Annotated in this window: 20 protein-coding genes; 7 read left to right on the top strand and 13 right to left on the bottom strand. The window is 70.3% G+C overall.

Annotation, left to right across the window (positions count from 1 at the left end; genetic code table 11):
- Positions 1 to 53: 53 nt before the first annotated feature.
- Positions 54 to 719, bottom strand: coding sequence for a nitroreductase family protein (locus ACFZDJ_RS23570; protein ID WP_390929741.1), 666 nt, complete (start codon positions 717 to 719; stop codon positions 54 to 56).
- Between the two features lie 410 nt (positions 720 to 1,129).
- Here ACFZDJ_RS23570 and ACFZDJ_RS23565 point away from each other — a divergent pair, with 410 nt between their 5' ends.
- Positions 1,130 to 1,282 carry a hypothetical protein gene (locus tag ACFZDJ_RS23565; RefSeq protein WP_391061161.1) on the top strand — a complete coding sequence of 51 codons (153 nt, stop codon included), beginning with the start codon at positions 1,130 to 1,132 and terminating at the stop codon, positions 1,280 to 1,282.
- Between the two features lie 137 nt (positions 1,283 to 1,419).
- Here ACFZDJ_RS23565 and ACFZDJ_RS23560 read toward each other — a convergent pair whose 3' ends face one another.
- Entirely contained in the window at positions 1,420 to 3,294 is a 1,875-nt protein-coding gene (locus ACFZDJ_RS23560) for a rhamnogalacturonan lyase (RefSeq protein WP_391061159.1), read from the bottom strand.
- 98 nt (positions 3,295 to 3,392) lie between these two features.
- Positions 3,393 to 4,340, bottom strand: coding sequence for a WYL domain-containing protein (locus ACFZDJ_RS23555; RefSeq protein ID WP_391061158.1), 948 nt, complete (start codon positions 4,338 to 4,340; stop codon positions 3,393 to 3,395).
- A 148-nt stretch (positions 4,341 to 4,488) separates the two neighbouring features.
- Here ACFZDJ_RS23555 and ACFZDJ_RS23550 point away from each other — a divergent pair, with 148 nt between their 5' ends.
- Together ACFZDJ_RS23550 and ACFZDJ_RS23545 are read left to right on the top strand one after the other, a co-directional pair.
- Positions 4,489 to 4,941 carry a hypothetical protein gene (locus tag ACFZDJ_RS23550; RefSeq protein ID WP_248297804.1) on the top strand — a complete coding sequence of 151 codons (453 nt, stop codon included), beginning with the start codon at positions 4,489 to 4,491 and terminating at the stop codon, positions 4,939 to 4,941.
- Positions 4,938 to 5,408, top strand: coding sequence for a hypothetical protein (locus tag ACFZDJ_RS23545; protein ID WP_384910345.1), 471 nt, complete (start codon positions 4,938 to 4,940; stop codon positions 5,406 to 5,408). Before ACFZDJ_RS23550 ends, ACFZDJ_RS23545 begins: the two co-directional genes overlap by 4 nt.
- Here ACFZDJ_RS23545 and ACFZDJ_RS23540 read toward each other — a convergent pair.
- Positions 5,377 to 6,135 (bottom strand): methyltransferase domain-containing protein, encoded by a 759-nt coding sequence (locus tag ACFZDJ_RS23540; RefSeq protein WP_391061155.1) that lies wholly within the window; start codon positions 6,133 to 6,135, stop codon positions 5,377 to 5,379. The genes ACFZDJ_RS23545 and ACFZDJ_RS23540 overlap by 32 nt on opposite strands.
- Positions 6,083 to 7,171 (bottom strand): zinc ribbon domain-containing protein, encoded by a 1,089-nt coding sequence (locus tag ACFZDJ_RS23535; RefSeq protein WP_391061153.1) that lies wholly within the window; start codon positions 7,169 to 7,171, stop codon positions 6,083 to 6,085. Before ACFZDJ_RS23535 ends, ACFZDJ_RS23540 begins: the two co-directional genes overlap by 53 nt.
- A 28-nt stretch (positions 7,172 to 7,199) precedes the next feature.
- Here ACFZDJ_RS23535 and ACFZDJ_RS23530 point away from each other — a divergent pair, with 28 nt between their 5' ends.
- Positions 7,200 to 7,403, top strand: a complete 204-nt coding sequence (locus ACFZDJ_RS23530; RefSeq protein ID WP_168513129.1) for a YlcI/YnfO family protein — start codon at positions 7,200 to 7,202, stop codon at positions 7,401 to 7,403.
- 33 nt (positions 7,404 to 7,436) lie between these two features.
- Here the strand turns inward: ACFZDJ_RS23530 and ACFZDJ_RS23525 are convergent, their stop codons facing one another.
- Together ACFZDJ_RS23525 and ACFZDJ_RS23520 are read right to left on the bottom strand one after the other, a co-directional pair.
- On the bottom strand, positions 7,437 to 7,742 hold the full coding sequence (locus ACFZDJ_RS23525) for a 4a-hydroxytetrahydrobiopterin dehydratase (protein WP_168513127.1): 306 nt from the start codon (positions 7,740 to 7,742) through the stop codon (positions 7,437 to 7,439).
- Between the two features lie 207 nt (positions 7,743 to 7,949).
- Entirely contained in the window at positions 7,950 to 8,903 is a 954-nt protein-coding gene (locus ACFZDJ_RS23520; protein WP_391061151.1) for a LysR substrate-binding domain-containing protein, read from the bottom strand.
- Between the two features lie 195 nt (positions 8,904 to 9,098).
- Between ACFZDJ_RS23520 and ACFZDJ_RS23515 the strand changes: the two genes are divergently transcribed.
- The 3 genes from ACFZDJ_RS23515 to ACFZDJ_RS23505 all read left to right on the top strand — a co-directional run bounded on the left by ACFZDJ_RS23515 (position 9,099) and on the right by ACFZDJ_RS23505 (position 11,495).
- Complete coding sequence (locus ACFZDJ_RS23515; protein WP_391061149.1) at positions 9,099 to 9,659, top strand: DUF6817 domain-containing protein; 561 nt, start codon at positions 9,099 to 9,101, stop codon at positions 9,657 to 9,659.
- Positions 9,660 to 9,721: 62 nt separating this feature from the next.
- On the top strand, positions 9,722 to 10,573 hold the full coding sequence (locus ACFZDJ_RS23510; protein ID WP_391061147.1) for a helix-turn-helix domain-containing protein: 852 nt from the start codon (positions 9,722 to 9,724) through the stop codon (positions 10,571 to 10,573).
- A 55-nt stretch (positions 10,574 to 10,628) separates the two neighbouring features.
- Entirely contained in the window at positions 10,629 to 11,495 is an 867-nt protein-coding gene (locus tag ACFZDJ_RS23505; RefSeq protein WP_384910361.1) for a helix-turn-helix domain-containing protein, read from the top strand.
- Positions 11,496 to 11,571: 76 nt separating this feature from the next.
- Here the strand turns inward: ACFZDJ_RS23505 and dnaK are convergent, their stop codons facing one another.
- The 6 genes from dnaK to ACFZDJ_RS23475 form a co-directional block, all read right to left on the bottom strand.
- Entirely contained in the window at positions 11,572 to 13,437 is a 1,866-nt protein-coding gene (dnaK, locus tag ACFZDJ_RS23500; RefSeq protein WP_391061144.1) for a molecular chaperone DnaK, read from the bottom strand.
- A gap of 234 nt (positions 13,438 to 13,671) precedes the next feature.
- Positions 13,672 to 14,097, bottom strand: coding sequence for an OsmC family protein (locus ACFZDJ_RS23495; RefSeq protein WP_168513116.1), 426 nt, complete (start codon positions 14,095 to 14,097; stop codon positions 13,672 to 13,674).
- Positions 14,098 to 14,183: 86 nt separating this feature from the next.
- Positions 14,184 to 15,920 carry a hypothetical protein gene (locus ACFZDJ_RS23490; RefSeq protein ID WP_391061688.1) on the bottom strand — a complete coding sequence of 579 codons (1,737 nt, stop codon included), beginning with the start codon at positions 15,918 to 15,920 and terminating at the stop codon, positions 14,184 to 14,186.
- Positions 15,921 to 15,991: 71 nt separating this feature from the next.
- On the bottom strand, positions 15,992 to 17,053 hold the full coding sequence (locus ACFZDJ_RS23485; RefSeq protein ID WP_390929765.1) for an AAA family ATPase: 1,062 nt from the start codon (positions 17,051 to 17,053) through the stop codon (positions 15,992 to 15,994).
- 125 nt (positions 17,054 to 17,178) lie between these two features.
- Positions 17,179 to 19,263: a phage holin family protein gene (locus ACFZDJ_RS23480; protein WP_391061142.1), complete on the bottom strand. Its 2,085-nt coding sequence runs from the start codon at positions 19,261 to 19,263 to the stop codon at positions 17,179 to 17,181.
- 87 nt (positions 19,264 to 19,350) lie between these two features.
- Positions 19,351 to 19,785, bottom strand: coding sequence for a hypothetical protein (locus ACFZDJ_RS23475; protein ID WP_168513110.1), 435 nt, complete (start codon positions 19,783 to 19,785; stop codon positions 19,351 to 19,353).
- Positions 19,786 to 19,846: the final 61 nt, after the last annotated feature.

The raw sequence follows: 19,846 nt of genomic DNA, 5'->3' as shown, positions 1-19,846 counted from the left end.
GGCTCGCGCCCCACCAGTGGCTCGCACTCCGGCCGTGGCTCGCACTCCGGCAGTCACGCTCCGATGAAGCTCACCGTTTCTGCCATGTCCGCCCGGCCGGTACGCAGCCGTGGCACGCCTTCCTTCTCGAATCCCACCGAGACACCGCAGAACAGTACGAGCCCGTCATCCGCTCCGGCGATCTGGCTGACGGTCTTGCGATACATCGTCCACATCACCTGGGGGCAGCTGTGCACCCCTTCCGCCCTCAGCAACAGCATGACCGTCTGCAAGTACATCCCCGCGTCCCCCCACTGTCCGGGCCCCATCGTCCGGTCGAGGTAGCAGAACAGTACGGCCGGCGCCCCGAACGCCTCCGAGTTCAAGGCGGCGACCTTCATGGGCCTGTCCGGGTCGTCGCGCTCGATTCCCAGCGCCTTGTACCGCTGGGCGGCCGCGGCGGAGAAGCGGTCCAGATAGGGCGAGGTCAGTGCGGCCGGGTACATCGGATACTCCCGCTCATCCCCCGGGTCTCCCGCCAGTGCCCTGGCCGTCGCGCGCCTCTTCAGTTCGGCCAAGGGCTCGCCGGTCACGACATACACATGCCACGGCTGGAGGTTCCCACTCGACGGAGCCCGCGTCGCCGCGGCCAGCACTCGTTCGAGTACCTCCTTGGACACCGGCTCATCGCTGAACGCCCGCACCGCCCGGCGACTGTCCACGGCCTCGTACACATCCACGGATGCTCGTCCCCTCACTCGACTCACTCGACGACAACCACCTCTCTACCGTGGTGATCACGCACAATCTGCGGGTACGCGAAGCTCGGGCGTTGCACCTCCGGCCAGCCGACGCTGGCGCCGAACAGCCCTGCGTGGCCTCACCGTTGAATTCATATGTCGCGGCGCGCTCCGTGGTGCGTGCTCGGCAGGGACATGGAGCACCACGGACGACTCCGGCGGGTACTCGATCTCGGTGAAGAACAACAGGTGCCCTTCGGCGGGCAGTTCGATGATCAGGGTCTATGAACCACGCACCCTGTATCCCGTGCCGGGACTGACCCTGGGCAGCGACTGGGACGGGGGCCCGCAGACCCGCGCGTTCCTGGACGGCGGCGGAGACGAGGACGCGCTGGACAGTTTCGAGGGACATGGCACCGGACGAGGGCGATCTCGTGCTCTTCGCGCACATGGCCGGGCAGGCGATCGACTACAAGGTGTTCACCATGACCCTGATCGTGGGCACACGGGAGGACATCGCCGCCCGACAGTACGGCGGCCTCCGGTACGAGCAGCGGTGCTGAGGTGGTCCGACGCCGTCGCCTGGTAGGGGCGGTACGGGGTCGGCGCGGTCACCTCCTGTTGTGTGAAAGGTGTGACGGCCGTTCCGCGATGCGGAACAGCCGCCCTTCCGTTCAGTTGCGGGAGCTGCCCGGGCAGTTCAGGGCACGTACACCGTCGGCCGGGGCGGCGTCGGCATTGCGTCGCCGATGAAGAAGCTCGGGTGCGGGGGCTGGTTGTAAGCAGTATTTTGCCAGGCCAGGGCTGTGCGGTACTGGGTGTCGTGGAGGAGGGTGGTGATCCTTGTGGTCGTCTCGTACGGGGTGGAGTAGATCCTGAGGGCCGTGTTGTCGGTCGTCGGCCAGACGGCCTCCTCGCGCCAGTCGCCGAGGATGTCGCCGGACAGCGACGGGGTCGCCTTGGTGCCGTTGTTGGAGTGGACGCCCGAGCCGGTCAGCAGGCGGGTGTCGGACGCGGTGCCGTACTTGTCGATGTGGGTGTCGTCGAGGAGTTCACGGACGGGGTCGCCGTCCCACCAGGACAGGAAGTTGACGCTGCCCGGCTTGCGGGTCGCCACCACCGTGCCCTGGGGGTTGCGGACGCCGTCGGCGTGCGAGGACCAGGACTCGGCGCCCGCGCTGCCCGCCCAGATGTCCCCGGACACGCCCCGGCCGTTGTCGCCGTTGGCCGCCGTGGACCAGAGGATCGCACCCGTCTTGGCGTCCGCCATCCAGGACGCCGGTTTCGAGGAGTCCTCGTCGACCTTGAACTCCTCCAGCCCGGGGCGGGAGGGGTCGAGGTCGCCGACGTGCATGGCGTCCCCGTGCCCGTTCTTGGTGGTCCACAGGCCGTTGCCGTTGTCGTCCACGGCCATCGAGCCGTACACGATCTTGTCCTTGCCGTCCCCGTCGACGTCCGCGACCGACAACTGATGGTTGCCCTGTCCGTCGTAGCCCTTGCCGCTGTTGGTCGAGGAGTTGGTGTCGAAGGTCCAGCGCCGGGTGAACGCGCCGCCCCGCCAGTCCCAGGCGGCGATGACGGTACGGGTGTAGTAGCCGCGCGCCATGATGAGGGAGGGCCGGGAGCCGTCCAAGTAGGCCGTTCCCGCGAGGAAACGGTCGACCCGGTTGCCGTACGAGTCGCCCCAGGAGGAGACCGTGCCACGCGCCGGGACGTAGTCGACGGTGCCCATGGCGGCGCCCGTCTGCCCGTTGAACATGGTCAGGTACTCGGGACCGGACAGCACGTATCCGCTGGAATTCCGGTAGTCGGCGGAGGAACTGCCGATCACCGTGCCCCGGCCGTCCGTCGTCCCGTCCGCCGTCTTCATGGCGACCTCGGCCTTGCCATCGCCGTCGTAGTCGTACACCTGGAACTGTGTGTAGTGCGCGCGCGAGCGGATGTTCCTGCCCAGGTCGATGCGCCACAGGCGGGTGCCGTCGATCTTGATGCCGTCGATGATGGTGTTGCCGGTGTAGCCGGACTGGGAGTTGTCCTTGGCGTTGGTGGGCTGCCACTTGAGGACGAAGTCGAGTTGGCCGTCCCCGTCGAGGTCGCCGACGGAGGCGTCGTTGGCCTCGTAGGTGTAGGCGACTCCGTCGGGAGTCGTGCCGCCCGCGGGCGGGGTGATGGGCACGTCCTTGTATCCGGTACGGAACTGGACGGCGTGCACCGAGTCGCCCTGCTCCACGCCGTTCACGATCGCGCGGACCGTGTAGTCGGCCTGGGCGGGCGCACCCGAGTGGAAGTAGTTCGTGGAGCCGGTGATCGGCGTCGGGTTGACCAGCGCACCGGCCCGGTAGACGTTGAACGACACGTCGTTCGGGTCGGTGCCGAGCCAGCGCCAGCTGACCAGATTGCCGCTGTCGGTGTGAACGCTGACGACACCCCGGTCGAGGAACTCCACCTGGCGTGCGGTGGCCGCCTGCGCGGTGCCGGTGCCGAGGGCGGTGAGCCCGGCGGCGATCAGGGCGGCCGAGGCCACCAGGGCCGAGCCGATGGCGCGTCTGCGGTGCTGCCTGTGCGGGTGCTGCACGTTGGTTACCTCCTGAGAGGACAGACTGCTTCTGCTCCCTCAGTTGCCACCGTGCACAGGTGAGTTGCCGCCCTCAGGCATCTGTGTGCAAGTGCTCGCTACGCGTACAGGCGGGCCAGTGCCGCCACCGTGTGCGCGATGCGGTCCCGCAGTCCGGCGGGCTCCAGCACCTCGATCGCCGCGCCCAGTCGAAGGAATTCGTCGTGGGCCTGGTCGATGGACTCGATGGGCACGGTGGCAATCGTCCAACCGTCCTGATCCTGATCCGTACAGCCGTTGACCTCGGCGGCCCGGACCGGACCGGTGAGTCGGGTTCCCGGGGCCACCCTGATCACCGCCTCGGCACGGTGCAGGCGGTCGTGGAACTCCCGTTGGTACGCCGTCCAGTACGCGGCCAGGTCGAACGTCTCCGGGCGGCTGAACTCGTCGTCGGTGGAGGTTAGTTCGAGGATCTGGTCGACGCGGAACGTACGCGGTCCAGGCCCCGCGACGACGTACCAGCGGCCCGCCTTCAGGACCAGGCCGTACGGCTCCAGGCGGCGCCGCACATCCGTGGGCTCGCGCCAGCGGCGGTACAGGACGTTCAGCACCCGCGCGTTCCAGACGGCGTCGGCGACGACGGGGAGGTACGGGGTGTCGTCGGCGTCCGCGTACCAGCCGGGAGCGTCCAGGTGGAAGCGGCCGCTGATCCGGTCGGCGTGCTTGCGCAGCTCGCGCGGGAGGGCGGCACGGACCTTCAACTGAGCGGCGGCCAGGACCGGGCCGAGGCCCAGCTCGGCGGCGGGACCGGGGACGCCGGCGAGGAAGAGGGCCTCGGCCTCCCCCTCCGTGAGGCCGGTGAGGCGGGTGCGGTAGCCGTCGAGGAGGCGGTAGCCGCCGGCGTGCCCGGCGTCGCCGTACAGCGGGACGCCCGCCGCGCTCAGTGCCTCGACATCCCGGTAGACCGTGCGCACCGAGACGTCGAGCTCCTCGGCGAGGTCGGCGGCGGTCATCCGGCCGCGGGTCTGGAGCAGCAGGAGGATCGAGACGAGTCGGCTGGACTTCACTGACACAGGATGTCAGTGAAGTCGGCCTAGCGTGCGCGTCATGGCCTCGACGACCTTCCCGAACTCCTCGAACCCCTCGAACTCACAGAACGACCCGAACTCACAGGGCGACCCGAACTCCCGGAACTTCAGGGAGAAACTGCTGACGGTGCCGCCGCCCGTCGAGGTGGCGGGGCGCCGGATCAAGCGCTACCACGTCACCGCGGACCCGGCCGGTATCGCGCCCGACGTCGAGGCGGCGGCGTACGCGATGCTGCCGAAACTGCTGCCGGAGCCCGACGGCACACCGCCCGCGACCTTCGTCGTACTGCACCGGGGCGGCGACGACGGCGCCTACCTCAACGCGTACAGCTGGGTGTGGGACAACGTCCTGCACTTCCGGGGCGCGTCCGCGGGCCAGCCGGTCCTGGGCTGCCCGGACCGGGACCCCACGCACTTCATCACACCCGACCTCCCCTGGATCGGCTGCGTCTGGGAGCTGCCGCCGATCCTGCACGAACGCGACGCCTGGGTGCGGCACATGCTCGCACCCGACGCCCCCGACCTCGACGCCTACCTTGCCGACTCCCTCCCCGAGGGCACGACTGGAGACCGCTCATGAGCAGCCCGCACGACTTCGACTTCTTCCGCGGTGAGTGGGACGTCCACAACAGGCGTCTGACCGACTTCCTCGACCCCGACAGCGGCTGGGAGGAGTTCGGGGCCACGAACCGCTGCTGGAGCCTGTTCGACGGGGCCGCGAACATCGACGAGATGACGGTGCCCGGTCAGGGCTGGCAGGGTCTCACCCTGCGGCTCTTCGACCCGGCGGCGCGGGTGTGGTCGCTGAACTGGTCGTCGAGCCGCAGCGGGAAGCTGTTCCCGCCGGTGGTGGGGCGGTTCGGGCCCGACGGGCGCGGTGAGTTCCACGGCGACGACACCCACGACGGGAAGGACGTGCGGGTGCGGTTCGTGTGGTCGGGGATCTCCCCGACCACGGCCCGCTGGGAGCAGGCCTTCTCCGTGGACGGGGAGAAGACGTGGGTGACCAACTGGGTCATGGAGTTCGCGCGGCGGGGATCTTCCTGAACGCGCGGAGAGCGAACTGCGGGTCGGGGCGCGGGACTTCCTGATCGGGCAGGGCTTCGAGCAGCGTGACGAAGCGCTCGGTCAGCGGGTCGTCGGGGGCGATCCGGGTGAACCAGCCGCGCCGCAGGTCCGCCACCGTGCTGCGCGGGCTGCGGCCCTGGCCGTGGCCCCGGAAACGGGCCCGCCCGGCCGGGGTGAGGCCGTGCTCGACGGCGTACGCCTCGACGTCCTCGGGACGGTCCTGGGCGGGGCGGCGCGGGCGGGAGGCGAGTACGGCGTCGATGTCGCTGCCCACGTCATGTGCGGCGGCCTTGTCGACGGTGGTGACGTACACCCCGCCCGGGCGCAGGACCCGCGCGCACTCGGCGACGATGGCGCGGACGTCCTCGGCGCCGTCGACCAGATGGAGCAGCCAGACGCTGGTGACGGCGTCGAACGAGGCGTCGGGGAAGGGCAGTCGGCGGCTGTCGGCGCGGATCACCGCGCCCGGGAGCCGTGCCGCCGCCATCCGGGCCATGCCCTGCGCGGCGTCCGCGCCCGTCACCCGGAGCGTCGGGCGGGCGGTGGCGAGGCGGCGCGTGACTATTCCGGTGCCGCAGGCGACGTCGAGCAGGGCCTGTACGTCGTCGGGGACGAGGCCGAGGACGGCGGTCGCGGCCGCGACGGCTCTGGGCTCACCGCCCCGGCTGGCGTCGTACGCCTCGGCTTCCTTGTCGTAGTCCAGCATGTGACATCCTCTCCCTTTTAAAGAGGGGGATTCCAACCGAGGTGGGTTGAGGTTCACGGACACTCGACCGCTGTCTGGGCGGTGTTGTCCCTCCGGCACGGGCTTGGCGCCCGGGGCGGCTTTCGCCGTCCTGTCCTGCCGCGACGTTGACTGCTGCATTGGTGTCCGCGTTACAGGTGAAGCCGCAGGAGGAACAGACGAACTCGGCTTGGCTCTTGCGCGAGTTCTTGTCGATCCATCCGCAGGCACTGCACCGCAGGCTGGTGTAAGGGGCGGGTACGTCCTCGACCCGCCCGGGAGCCTTGTGCTCGGTGCGCTGACGTAGCAGGCCCCAGCCCTGCGCGAGGATCGCCCGGTTCAGCCCGGCCCTCTGCGCCACCCGCTTGCCCGGCTCCTCGATGGTCCCCTTCGCCGAGCGGGTCATGTTCTTGATGTTCAGCTTCTCGAACCGCACCAGGTCGTACAGGCTGTTCTTGGGTGCGCGGGCGGCGCGCCGCTGCCCGTTCTTCCAAGTGACCCGGAACGTCTTCGCCTGCGGCAGCTCGGTCCGGGTGAGGCGGAAGCGGACCCAGCCGCAGCCCGGCACCTTCACCTGCGCCCATCGCCGGTTCAGCTTCTGGACCACCACCGAGCGGCCCATGATCTGCCTGCCGGTCTTCGCGCTCAGCTTCGGGCCACCGTCGGTGTCGAACTCCGGGACACGGTCGGTGCCGATGACGCGGAAGCCCTCGTGCCGGTACTTCCTGCGCCAGGTCGGCTCGCCGAACCCGGACGTGAACCTCGCCTGCTTGGCCTTCCCGAAGTCCTTCAGTGCCTGCTGCTGCACATCCGCCTTGCCCTTGCGCAGCCACTCACTGGCGGTGCGGGCCTCGGTGAGCTGGCGGCACTGCTCGGCGAAACCGGGCGCGGCCTTCCTGCCCCTGTACCAGTGCAAGTGCTGCTCGACGGCCAGATTCCCCACGTACCGAGCGTGCGCGCAGTGCAGCAGCATCTGCTGCTCCTGCTCGCCCGTGGGGTACAGCCGCAACCTTGCCATGGGACCATTCTAGCTCGATCATGGTCCCATGAAGCATGTGAACCTGAGACTCCCCGACGATCTGCACGAACAGGCCCGAGCCGCCGCCGAGGCCGACGACCGTTCCCTGAACTCCTGGCTGATCGCCGCCGTGCGACGCGCCGTCACGTCGGGCAAGACGCCGAATCGCCCTGAAGGCGATTCGGCCACCGCTGCCCCGCTCCGCGGGAGCGGGCGTTCGCACCAGCCCTGAAGGACCGGACATCCTGCCCGAAAACGAGGCGGATCAGCTTGCGCCATGTCCCGGAGCGAGTGCCTCCACCCTGCGGGCGAGCTTGAGGTCGAGCTCGGTGACGGCGCCGCCGACGCTGTGGGTGTTCACGGTGAGGGAGATCGTGTTGTAGCCGAGGGTGAGGTCGGAGTGGTGGTCGAGCTGCTCCTGTACCTGGGCGATGTGTACGACCATCGCGGTCGCGGCGAAGTGGGAGGGGAGGTGGTAGGAGCGGGCGAGGTGGTCGCCGTCCAGCGACCAGCCGGGCAGCTCCGCGAGCTGCTCCTCGATCTCCTTCTGCGACAGCGGTTCGACGGGCATGGCCTCGCTCCGTTCTTCGTACGGCGGGGTGCGGTGGGGGCTGGTCCTCAGCCTGCCACAGTCCCCCGACCAGGGGATCGAAGGTGCTCCCGTACAGCGCGGCGTCCTGTCGCATTCCCCTGAACCTGCTCCGTTTCGCCCTTCCTCTCGGAAAGGGAAGGGGCGGGTGAGCCGTCGGACAGAAGGAGGGCTGCGCACAAGGAAGGCTCATGGGTCGAACCCACTGATCCGCGCTGCCCGGTCTGCGTGCTCCTTGAGCTGCGTGTCAGCGGCCCTCTGCGTACAGCTGTGGGCGACCGTATCGGCGAAGACCCGCGCGAGTGGGGTGAGGGCGTCCCAGCGGCGGACGGCCCAGCCGACCGGGAGCGGGGGCAGATCGGGGAGGGGGACGAGGCGGAGGGGACCGTCACCGGGTATCTCCCAGCCGGGCAGCACAGGCACGACGGCGTGGCCGAGGCCGAGCTCTGCCAACAGGAGGGCGGTGTCCCAGTCGGCGACGCTGGTGTCGGAACTGCTTCGAATACCGAGCTCGGCGAACGCGGCATCGAGGCGGGCGCCCGAGCTGGAGTTCTGGGGGAGTCGGATGAGGCTGATGTCGCTGAGTTCGGCTGTGTTGACACAGGGCCGGCCCGCGAGCGGATCGTCGGCGCGGACAGCCAGCACCCAGGGCAGGGCGACGACGGGGCGCTGCTCGATACCGCGCACCGGGCCGGCGATCGTGACCCAGGCGAGGTCCAGGTTGCCGGCGGCGAGGGCCTCGAAGCAGTTGCGGCTGGAGGTCTCCGTCTGGAACTCCAGACTGACCTTCGGGTAGCGCTGACGGAAGGCGACGATGGCGTCGGACATGAAGTGCCGCACGGTTGTTCCGCCCGTGGTGACGCGCACAGAGCCGCTGTCGCCGTGGACAAGGTCTCCGAGACGCCGCAGGGCCAGATCCAGACCGGCGATGCTGTCCGACGCGGCCTCGCACAAGACGCGCCCCGCGTGTGTGGGCACGACACCTCGCGGCTGGCGCTCCAGGAGGCTCACACCGGCCTCTCGCTCCAATCGCTTCACATGCTGGCTCACCGCTGACTGCGTGCAGTCGAGCTCCCGGGCAACGGCGCTGAGGCTTCCCGCCCTGCACACGGCCACGAAGACGCGCAGGTCCTCCAAAGTCATAGCCCCAAGCTACAGCTTGGAGATAGCTAGAAATCCATAGGATTGACTGGGGGTTATGGGGTCCAGGATGATCGGTGCAGGGCCCAGGCGGCAACCCGTCCGGCGCTTTCGCGGGGTCCGGACCACAGGCGAAGGCGCGGACGGGTGCCGACCCCAATGTGACGACAGGGCCTAGCGACGGAAGGACACCGCCCTGTGCCTGCTTCTCCTGCCGCTGCCGACCAGGCCATCGCGCTGCTGCGCGAGCTCGGCGCTGCGGACATCGCCCATCCGGGCGGCACTCTCGTCACCCATCTCCAGCGCGTCCAGGGACGACTCGCCGCATGGGGCGCCCGCCCCGCCCTCCAGCTCGCGGGCCTGTGTCACGCGTTCTACGGCACCGACGGCTTCCCCACTGCTTTGCTGTCTTTGGACAGCCGCACCGAACTCGCAGAGGCGATCGGCGCCGAGACCGAATCCATCGTGTATCTCTACGCGTCGTGTGACCGGAAGGCCACCTATCCCACCCTCGCGGATGCCGACGGGGCCTTCCGGAATCGGTTCACCGGCCGTCTCCACACTCCCCGGCCGCAACTTCGACGAGACTTCGCCGAACTGTCCGCCGCCAACGAACTCGACCTTGCCCGCGTTGACCCCGTCTTCCGCGAACAGTGGGGAGCCGAACTCCTCGCCCTGTTCACCCGATTCCAGCCCCTGTTGAGCCAAGCCGCTTGGTCGGACTGCCACACAGTGCTTGCCGCGGGTCCGCAGGACTAGGCCGCGTATCGGGTTGCGATCACCACCCTCCGTACACGGCCTTCCTCGGTTACGGTCGGCGTATGTCCATCGTCGCGTCCGGTCCGACCAGGCCCTCAACCAACTCCGTCGGCAAGGGCGTCGGCCCGCTGCTGCGCGGCTGGCGGGAACAGCGTCGGGTCAGCCAGCTGGAACTGGCGCTGCGGGCCGACTCCTCGGCCCGGCACATCAGCTTCATCGAGACCGGCCGCTCCCGTCCGAGCGAGGAGATGGTGCTGCGGCTGGCCGAACACCTCGACGTCCCCGTACGGGAGCGCAACGCGCTGCTCCTGGCCGCCGGCTACGCGCCCCACTACCCGGAGACCCCCCTCGACGACCCTTCGATGGACGCCCTGCGCCAGGGCGTGGAGCGGCTGATCCAGGGCTACGAGCCCTACCCGGCGCTGGTGGTCGACGCCACGTACACCGTGCTCGCCGCCAACCGTGGCATCGCCATGCTCCTGGAGGGCGTCTCCGAGTCGCTGCTCACGCCGCCGCTGAACGCGATGCGGCTGACTCTCCACCCGGAGGGCCTGGCGCCTCGGATCCGCAACCACCGCGAGTGGCGCGACCACCTGCTCGCGCAGATGGAACGGCAGATCGCCCTGGACCGCTCCGAGCCACTGCGTGCGCTCTACGAGGAGGTGGCGGCCTACCCGGTACCGGCCCAGGGGCAGGAAGGGGAAATGGCACTGGAACCGGATGAAGATGTCGAGCCCGTTCCCTATTTCGCTCTCCCCCTGCAGATCGAGCACGGCGGGCGCGTGCTGTCCTTCCTTTCATCCATCTCCACCTTCAACACCCCGATGGACGTCACCGTCGCCGAGCTGGCCATCGAGACGTTTCTGCCCGCGGATCCGGCGACGGTCAAATACCTTCAGTCACTGGTGTCTTGACGGAGCGTCGCCGATCCGTTTGAGTGGAGGCTTCGGCGCTTGGGGAGGGCGTGGCGTGAGTGAGCGGCGGGCTGCGCCCACCGTGGGGCAAGTGGTGCTCGGGCGGCGGCTGCAGGAATTGCGGGAGGCCTCCGGGCTGAAGCGGGAAGAAGCCGCGCGTGTCCTGCGTGTCGCCCCGGCGACGGTGCGGCGGATGGAGATGGCCGAGGTCGCCCTCAAGATCCCCTACCTCCAGGTGCTGCTGACGACGTACGGAGTGGCCGACGACGAGGTGGCCGCCTTCGTCGCGCTCGCCGAGGAGGCGAACCAGCCGGGCTGGTGGCAGCGGTTCCACGATGTGCTGCCGGACTGGTTCAGCATGCACGTCAGCCTGGAGGGTGCCGCCCGTCTGATCCGCTCGTACGAACCGCACTTCGTGCCCGGGCTGCTGCAGACCGAGGAGTACGCACGCGCCGTGCTGGAGGCGGGAACGGTGGGCCAGACAGGGCCCGAGGCCATCGAGCGGCACGTGACGCTGCGCATGACGCGGCAGCAGCTGCTGCTGGGGCGCGAGAACCGGCCCCACCTCTGGGTGATCATGGACGAGACCGCGCTGCGGCGCCCGGTGAGCATCCGTGGGGAGGTCATGCGGGACCAGATCGACCGGCTGCTGCGCGAGATGGAGAGCGACGACATCTCCGTCCAGGTCGCCGAGTACGCGAGCGGCCCGCATCCAGGGACGTACACCTCTTTCGCGCTGTTCCGCTTCGCGGAGCCGGAACTGCCCGACATGGTCTACAGCGAATACCTGACCGGTGCCATCTACCTGGACTCGCGCCCCGAGGTGGCCATGCACCTGGAAGTGCTGGACCACATGTCCGCCCACGCCGCCTCCGTGCCCCGCACCAAGGAGATCCTGCGGGAGATCCGGGACTCCTACTGAGGAGTTCCCAGCGAGGACTTCCAGGGAGGACCTTCCCAGGGAGGGGCTCTCAGAGAGGGGCTCTCCTCAAAAGCCCTTACGCCGCGCCGCCCCTCGTCTCCGTCTCGTCGTCCACGATCTCGGCGTCCACCACACCATCCTCCGCCGCCGTGGTGTGCTCGGCGGCCGGCTCCTCCTGGGGGGTCTGCTGGGCCTGGGCGTACATGGCCTGGCCCATCTTCTGGCTCACCGAGGCCAGCTTCTCGACGCCGGTGCGCAGGGCGGGGGTGTCGGTGGCGGAGTCCTCCAGGAGGCGTTTGAGGTCGGCGACGGCGGACTCGACCTCGGGTTTCGTCTCTGAGGGGATGCGTTCGTCGTTCTCACGGAGGAACTTCTCGGTCTGGTAGACGAGTTGTTCGGCCTGGTTGCGGGTCTCAGCGGCCTCGCGGCGCGCGCGGTCCTCCTCGGCGTACTGCTCGGCCTCGCGCATCATGCGGTCGATGTCGTTCTTGGGGAGCGCGGAGCCGCCCGTGACGGTCATCTTCTGTTCGCGCCCGGTGGCGAGGTCCTTCGCGGAGACGTGCATGATCCCGTTGGCGTCGATGTCGAAGGCGACCTCGATCTGCGGCACTCCGCGCGGCGCGGGCGGCAGCCCGGTGAGGTCGAAGACGCCGAGCTTCTTGTTGTACGCGGCGATCTCGCGCTCGCCCTGGTAGACCTGGATGCCGACCGAGGGCTGGTTGTCGGTGGCCGTGGTGAAGATCTCCGAGCGGCGGGTCGGGATCGTGGTGTTGCGTTCGATCAGCTTGGTCATGATGCCGCCCTTGGTCTCGATGCCGAGGGACAGCGGGGTGACGTCGAGCAGCAGGACGTCCTTCACATCGCCCCGGAGGACGCCCGCCTGGAGGGCCGCGCCGAGCGCCACGACCTCGTCGGGGTTGACGCCCTTGTGCGGGTCCTTGCCGGAGAGTTCCTTGACCAGGTCCGTCACCGCGGGCATCCGGGTCGAGCCGCCGACGAGGATGACGTGGTCGATCGCGGCGAGCTTGACGCCCGCGTCCTTGACCGCCTGGTGGAAGGGGGTCTTGCAGCGGTCGAGGAGGTCGGCGGTCAGCTCCTGGAACTGGGCGCGGGTGAGTTTCTCCTCCAGGTGCAGGGGGCCGTCGGCGGTGGCGGTGATGTAGGGCAGGTTGACGGAGGTCTCGGAGGAACTGGACAGTTCGATCTTGGCCTTCTCGGCGCCCTCGCGCAGCCGTTGCAGCGCCATCTTGTCGTGGCCGAGATCGATGCCGTACGAGGCCTTGAAGCGCTGCGCGAGATGTTCGACGATCCGCTGGTCCCAGTCGTCGCCGCCGAGCCGGGTGTCGCCGTTGGTCGCCTTGACCTCGATGACGCCGTCGCCGATCTCCAGGAGCGAGACGTCGAAGGTGCCGCCGCCCAGGTCGAAGACGAGGACGGTCTGCTCCTCGCCCCGGTCCAGGCCGTAGGCGAGGGCGGCTGCCGTCGGCTCGTTGATGATCCGCAGCACCTTCAGGCCCGCGATCTCGCCCGCCTCCTTGGTGGCCTGGCGCTGGGCGTCGTCGAAGTAGGCGGGCACGGTGATCACGGCGTCCGTGACGTCCTCGCCGAGGTAGGCCTCCGCGTCCCGCTTCAGCTTCTGCAGAACGCGCGCCGACAGTTCCTGGGCACGGTAGCGGGTGCCGTCGACGGAGCCCTGCTCCGGGAAGCGCCAGCTCGCGTCGCCCATGTGGCGCTTGACCGAGCGCGCGGTGCGCTCCACGTTCGTCACGGCCTGACGTTTGGCGACCTCGCCGACGAGCACCTCGCTGTTCTTGGCGAAGGCCACCACGGAGGGGGTGGTGCGCGCGCCCTCCGCGTTGGTCACGACGGTGGGGTCGCCGCCTTCCAGGAGGGCCACCACCGAGTTCGTCGTACCGAGGTCGATCCCGACCGCACGTGCCATGTCCGTCCCCTTCCGCCAGGGCGCTGCCCACCTTCAAGCACAAAACTTGAGCGCGTTCTTGTCAATGGGGCGTGCTTGTCAATGAGACGTGCTTGTCAATGAGACGTGCTTGTCAATGAGACGTGCTTGTCCATGGGACGGGCGTGTCCATCGGACGGGCGTGTCGTGGCGGCCCGGACATGACAGCGCCGCGGGCCCTGCTCGGGGACCGCGGCGCCGTACTGCTGCCGGACGTCAGGCCAGCTTGGCCGTCAGGGTGATCGTCGTGCCGGTCAGCGCCGCGCTGACCGGGCAGTTCTTCTTCGCGTCCTCGGCCGCAGCGGCGAAGCCGTCGTTGTCGAGGCCCGGCACCGTACCCTCCACCGTCAGGTGGATGCCGGTGATGCCCTCGCCGGGCTGGAAGGTGACGTCGGCGTTGGTGACGAGCTTGGTGGGCGGGGTGCCCGCGCCCGCGAGGGCGTGCGACAGCGCCATGGAGAAGCAGCTGGAGTGGGCGGCGGCGATCAGCTCCTCGGGGCTGGTCTTGCCGTTGGCGTCCTGCGCCCGCGACGCCCACGTCACCGGCTGCTGGCCGATGCCGGAGGAGTCGAAGGTGACGACGCCGCTGCCCTCGAGCAGGTTGCCTTCCCACACGGTGTGCGCGGTGCGCGTGGTTGCCACGATGATTCCCTTCGATGGGGTCCCGTTTTCGGGGTCCGTGCGTCCCATCCGATCACACCTGCGCGCGACTCACCCAGAATGACAGCTCACCGCACGCGGAAGACCGGTCCCCGCGCCGTGAACGGGAGCCGCGCGCCCTGCGGAATCAGATACGCGTGCTCGCGCCGCACCCGCAGCACGTCGCACCAGCCGTCCGTGATGACCAGCAGCGGCGCGCCCGGCGGAAAGTCGTCCGCGCGGTGCAGCAGATCGATGCCGGGCTGCAGCACCGTACCGCCGCGCCCGTGCACCCGTACCCGTCCGGCGATCTCGGTGACCGGCAGATAGCCCGCGTCGTGCGGCGCCGCGTCGCAGAACACCACCCGCGCGGCCGGTACGTCCCGGGCCTCGGCGTACGAGGCGATGGCGCCGAGCGCCTTGCCGAGCAGCGTGCGGTCCATGGAGCCGGAGGTGTCGAGGACGACGCCGAAGGTGCAGCGGGCGATCTCCTCGGGCGGGAAGTACCGTCCCGCGCGCGGGATGTCGGGGGTGGACGCCTGACGGCGCGAGGGGCGTGCGTACGTCCGTACCGGCTCGGGACGGGGCACGAACTCGTCGAACCAGCGGGCCAGGCGGGCGTCCCAAGGCAGCGGCGGATGGCTGAGCGCGCGGATCTCCTCGACCAGACCGCCCGGCAGATAGCCCCGCTCCAGCTGCTGGTGCAGGTCGAAGCCGTGGCTCAGGCCGCGCCGGTAGAGCTCGTCCAGGTCCACGTAGTCGCGCGGGGAGCCGAGCGGGGCGCCGAGGATGTCACCCGCGCCCTTGCCACGCAGCGTGGACAGCCGGCGCATCCGGCGCAGGTCCTTGGCGATCCGGTCGTACACCTCCTCCGCCGACAGATCCTTCAACTCCGCGTCGTACAGCAGCCCTTCGGGCATCGTGCCGACCTGCATCTCGCACAGCCAGCCGTTGATGACGTAGTCGGCCGCGATGTTGAAGAGGTACGGGTCCCGGGCGCCGCAGCGGTCGCCGTGCCGCAGGGCGGCGTGCAGCATCTCGTGGGCGAGGACGAACCGCCATTCCTCGTCCTCCAGTTGACGCAGCGGGTTGATGTAGATCTCGCCTGCCTCCGCGTTCACGGCGGCGACGGAGATGTCGTGGGCGCGGGCCAGTTCGGCGTCGGCGACCAGGGTGATGCCGGCCGCGATGCCGCCGAGCAGCGGGTAGGAGGAGATGAACCAGCTCAGCGCCCGCTCCCAGGGCTGTAGCCGGGTGGGCCCGCCGCGCATCGAGCCGCGGCGGCCGCCGGCCACGTCCATCGCCGTGGCCACGGTGCGGGTCAGGGCGTGCGCGAACTCGAGCTGCCAGTCCGGGGCCTGGCCGCCCTTCCAGGTGTCCCACGGCACCAGCAGCTGGTCCGGCTCGCCGCCGGCCGTACCGCAGCGCTCGTACGGGGCCGGCGTCCCCTCGCGCCGCCAGCGGGCGGCGAGTTGCTCCTCGTCGCCGTCGGGGTACGAGGGCGGCAGGTCCTCGGGGGTGAGGCCGATGGGGAAGCCGAGCAGGAAGCGGTTGACGACCGCGCAGCGGGCGGCGAGGGCGTGGCGGTCGGGCTGCTCGCGCGTCTTCGGCGCCGCCGGGACATGGCCGAAGCCCAGGTGGATGATGGCGTGCGCGACCGCCCAGGCCCACTCGACGGGCTCGGCGCGGCGGGTGGGGTGGACGTGCAGCACGCCGTTGGAGTCGACACGGACGAGACCGTCGCGGGGCGAGTCGGGGCAGTCCTCCTGGCGGCAGGTGCTGAAGCCGATGGCGGCGAGCGCCCGGTTGGCCCGCACCAGTCGCATCCCCTCCGCGAACGCCTCCGCCGCCAGGTCCTTCTTCGGCTGTCCCTTACCGCGGCTCGTCGGGGTGCGGCTCACTGCCGCGCCTCGACCAGCCGGGGCATGTCGCGGGCCGCCTCGACCAGGAACCAGGCGGGCAGGAGGGGATTGCCGTCGGTGTCCGGGGCGATGACGCTCTGCGCGACCTCCACGGAGATCTCGGCGAGCTGCACGAGCAGCGACTTGGCGCGATAGGCGGTCTGCTGTCCGCTCGCGGAGAGGTGCTCCTTGCTGGCGGGCAGCTCCTTGACGAGCCGGCCGCGGAAGGACTCGGCGAGGTAGTACAGCAGGTCGCGGTCCTCGGGGCGGTGCGGCCAGCGGGCGTCGCCCTTGACGATCGCCTCGATGCCGAACCGGCTGCGCACGATCTTCACATAGCCGCAGAAGGCGACCGCGTGCGCGGGCGTCAGGGTGCCGTGCGCGATCACCTTCAGGGTCGGCTCGTCGAGGGCCGGTCCGAAGGAGTGCAGCGCGTCGGAGAGCATGTGCCAGGAGCGGGGCGTGGAGAACGGCTCCTCGGTCTTCGGCGGCTTGGACCACAGGTGGTCGGGCCGGTCGGTGAGGTGGTCCACGACCCAGGGGTGGATGCCGTTGGCCGCCGCCCAGCCGAGCCAGTCCTTGGAGGAGGCCTCCAGGTGCACGTGCGTGAGGCGGTTGATCAGCGCGGAGGCGATCGGTCGGGCCAGCGCGTTGTCGGTGGCGCGGTTGCCCGCGCCGATCACTATCGAGCCCTGGGGCAGCTCGTAGTTGCCGATGCGGCGGTCCAGGATCAGCGAGTAGAACGCCTTCTGCACATCCGGCGTCGCCGCGTTCAGCTCGTCCAGGAAGAGGCAGTACGGCTCGTCACGGGCGATCGCCTCCGGCGGGCAGAACACCGAGCGCCCGTCGCGGATCTGCGGGACGCCGATCAGGTCCTCGGGTGCGAGCTGGGTGCCGAGCAGGCTGACGCACTCCAGTCCCAGCGACTCGGCGAACTCCCTGACCAGGGAGGACTTTCCGATGCCGGGGGCACCCCAGAGGAAGACCGGCCGCACGGTCGCGAGGCCGAGCAGCAGTTCCGGTATGCGGGCGGGGGTGACGGTTACGGCTGCCTGCACGCAACATCCTCGGGGGTCGGGAAGTGCCCCGCGGGTGTGCGGTGCTCCATGCGAACAGTGTGCGCGCGGGGCTCGCCGACCGCAGCCCATTTTCCGCCGCCCCGGCCCGGCCCGCTGACCGTGGCTCAGGCGGCGCGCTCGTCCGCGGGCGCCGCCAGCGGCACTTGGGGGCCGTCGCACTCGCGCAGCCAGCGCCGCAGTACGCGGTGCACCTGCTCGGCGCCCACGAGATCCGCGTCGTCCTCGACCGGCACGGACAGGGCCGTCGGTGACAGCAGAAAGGGGCGTGCCTGGGCCCCGCCGAGTCCGCCGTGCGAGCCGATCTGCTCCTCGAAGGCGAGGACTTCTCCCTCCGTCGGGTCGTACGAGGAGTTGATCATGATGTCGGCGACGTGCGGGAAGGAGTGCGTACGTCGTACGGCGTCGGCGGCGCCGGGGCCGAAGTCGGCGAGCGGGCCCGGGCGCGCGTCGTCGAGCTTGTCGACCGGCACCTCCGCGCCGTTCGCGCCCAGCACGAGTCCGCCGTACTCCTCGCTGCGGACCAGCACGAAGCCGACGCCGGGGTGGTTGGCGAGGGTGGACAGCAGCGCGGGGTGGCGGCGGTCGATCTCCTCCCGGCTCATCCGGTGCGGCACGTCGGGGAAGGAGACGAGGCCGAGGTTGCCGGAGGCCAGCACGATGGGCTCGGAGCGGCGCGAGGGACGGTGGTGCTCGCCGCGCTCCTCGACGGGTCTGCGCAGCGCGGCCCGCACCGCCGCCCGCGCCTCGGTGCCGCTGTGGGTGCGCTGCACCTTGCGCGGCACGGGCAGGCCGCAACCGGCCCGGACCAGATTGCCGAGGCTGAGGCCGTAGCGGGTCAGGAAGGTCTCGCCGGGACTCTGGCCGTGGTCCGACAGCACCACGATCCGGTAGGGCCGCGGGGCGTGTTCGGCGACCTTGGCGATCAGGGCGAGGGACCGGTCGAGGCGCTCCAGGACCTTCTCGGCGTCCCGGCTGCGCGGCCCGGAGTGGTGGGCCACCTCGTCGTACGCCACCAGGTCCGCGTAGACCGCGTTGCGCCCGGCGAGCATGTCGCCGATCACCGCGGCGACGACGACGTCCCGCTCGACGACGGTCGCGAAAGCGCGCACGAAGGGGTACAGCCCGCCGCGCTTGACCCGGGGCCGCCGCTTCTTCATCCGGGCCCCCGTGGACTGGCCCATCTCGCGCAGCACCTCGGCGACGAAGGACATGGCCGTACGGACGGCGTTGGCGGGGTCGCTGAAGTACGCGAAGTAGCCCGAGCGGGAACGGTTCTCCCTGCCCCTTCGCGCGGCCATGGACAGCACCAGAGCCAGCTGGTCGGCGCCGCCGCTGAAGAGGTTGCCGCGGCTGGCGCCGTCGACGGTGAGCAGGCCCCCGTCGCCGGTGTACTCGATGGCCCGGCGCTGGAGTTCGGCGGCGCTGGAGGGCCGGTTGCACACCATGACCTCGTGGGTGTCCTTCTCGTACCAGCGGAAGGCCGGCACGTCGTGGTTGCTGCCGTGCAGGATGCCGAGCTGGCTGGCGCCGGTCTGGCTGGACCAGTCGGTGCGCCACGGGGTGAGCCGGTGGGTGGGGCAGCCGACCTCCCCAGGGCCCTCGAGCCACTGCGCGACGGTGGGCATCAGCCCCTTGCCGACCGCCTCCTCCAGCACGTCGTGGCCGACGCCGTCGAGCTGGAGGAAGACGGCACCGGGGGTCGAGGGCCAGGCCTGCCCGTCACCGCGCCTGCGGCGCCGGTCGGCGAGCCGGGAGAGCCTGCGCCGGTAGGCCTCGTCGTCCCGGACGGCGAGGGCACCCCCGGTGGCCGAGGCGACCGCGGACATCACGGCGGCGACGACCACGGCCGTCTCGGGCGCGGCCTCGCCCTGTCCGGAGGGGTTGATGCGCAGGGCTATCAGCAGCAAGGACCCGTTCAGGAAGAAGACGAGCAGACCGAGCACGAGCGCGGGGACCAGAAGCAGCGCCCGTACGAGCAGGGGCCACACGAGCGAGGAGAGCAGACCGAAGACGGCCGCGCCGACCCCCGCGGTGACGGCGATCCGCGTGGCGCTGTCGCCGTTGCTGGACTCCAGCTGGAAGTCGGGCAGCACACCGGCGAGGACGAGCATGGTGACCGTGGACACGGCCCACACCGTGATGCTCCGCCACACTCCGCTGAGAAGTCGCCGCCAACGCCTTCCGCCCACGCCCTGTCCACCTCACGTCCCGGCCCGCCCGGTGTGCGAGGCCTGCTCCACCCTGTCACAACGGTCGAGCGGCCACCGGTGTCCCCCTCAGCGGCCGTCGTAGCCCGCGGTCGGCATCGACAGACGGCGGTGGACCCGGGCCTTCATCTGGGCGTCGTACGACGGTTCCGCGCACCCGACCGTCTCGATCCGTACGCCGCGGCGGGCGCACTCGGCGGTGAACTCGTCCACGGAGGCGAGGGCGCGCTCCAGGACGCGGTGGCTCGGCGCGACGAACAGGTCGACGAGGCCCGCCTCGACGTCCGCCCACAGGGTGCGGTGGTCGGGGCGCAGACCGCGGACGAGAAGCTCGCGGGTGACGACATAACCGCGCTCGGCGGCCCAGCGGGCGCACATCGCGTACTGGCTGCGGGAGTCCACGAGGAAGGGGTCCGCGTCGAGCTCCTCCAGGGGCGTCAGGCTCGCGATGGCCGTGACGCGGACTGTGGTCGGCACGGCGGAGGCGCTGCTCGCGTGTCCCATGGCGTCCCCCCTCACCTCCGGGTTTCGCCGCCGACCCTACTCCTGCACGTAGGCTCGGGGG

Source organism: Streptomyces sp. NPDC007896, from assembly GCF_042959425.1.
Classification (GTDB): domain Bacteria; phylum Actinomycetota; class Actinomycetes; order Streptomycetales; family Streptomycetaceae; genus Streptomyces.
This window is presented reverse-complemented; position numbering and strand designations above follow the sequence as displayed.

Bases quoted from the DNA above. Each gene is read 5' to 3' on its own strand.
- ACFZDJ_RS23530 (WP_168513129.1), top strand. From the start codon at position 7,200: ATGAAGCATGTGAACCTGAGACTCCCCGACGATCTGCACGAACAGGCC.
- ACFZDJ_RS23525 (WP_168513127.1), bottom strand. From the start codon at position 7,742: ATGCCCGTCGAACCGCTGTCGCAGAAGGAGATCGAGGAGCAGCTCGCG.
- ACFZDJ_RS23540 (WP_391061155.1), bottom strand. From the start codon at position 6,135: ATGCTGGACTACGACAAGGAAGCCGAGGCGTACGACGCCAGCCGGGGC.
- dnaK (WP_391061144.1), bottom strand. From the start codon at position 13,437: ATGGCACGTGCGGTCGGGATCGACCTCGGTACGACGAACTCGGTGGTG.
- ACFZDJ_RS23490 (WP_391061688.1), bottom strand. From the start codon at position 15,920: ATGCGACTGGTGCGGGCCAACCGGGCGCTCGCCGCCATCGGCTTCAGC.
- ACFZDJ_RS23535 (WP_391061153.1), bottom strand. From the start codon at position 7,171: ATGGCAAGGTTGCGGCTGTACCCCACGGGCGAGCAGGAGCAGCAGATG.
- ACFZDJ_RS23545 (WP_384910345.1), top strand. From the start codon at position 4,938: ATGAGCAGCCCGCACGACTTCGACTTCTTCCGCGGTGAGTGGGACGTC.
- ACFZDJ_RS23520 (WP_391061151.1), bottom strand. From the start codon at position 8,903: ATGACTTTGGAGGACCTGCGCGTCTTCGTGGCCGTGTGCAGGGCGGGA.
- ACFZDJ_RS23565 (WP_391061161.1), top strand. From the start codon at position 1,130: ATGGCACCGGACGAGGGCGATCTCGTGCTCTTCGCGCACATGGCCGGG.
- ACFZDJ_RS23475 (WP_168513110.1), bottom strand. From the start codon at position 19,785: ATGGGACACGCGAGCAGCGCCTCCGCCGTGCCGACCACAGTCCGCGTC.
- ACFZDJ_RS23510 (WP_391061147.1), top strand. From the start codon at position 9,722: ATGTCCATCGTCGCGTCCGGTCCGACCAGGCCCTCAACCAACTCCGTC.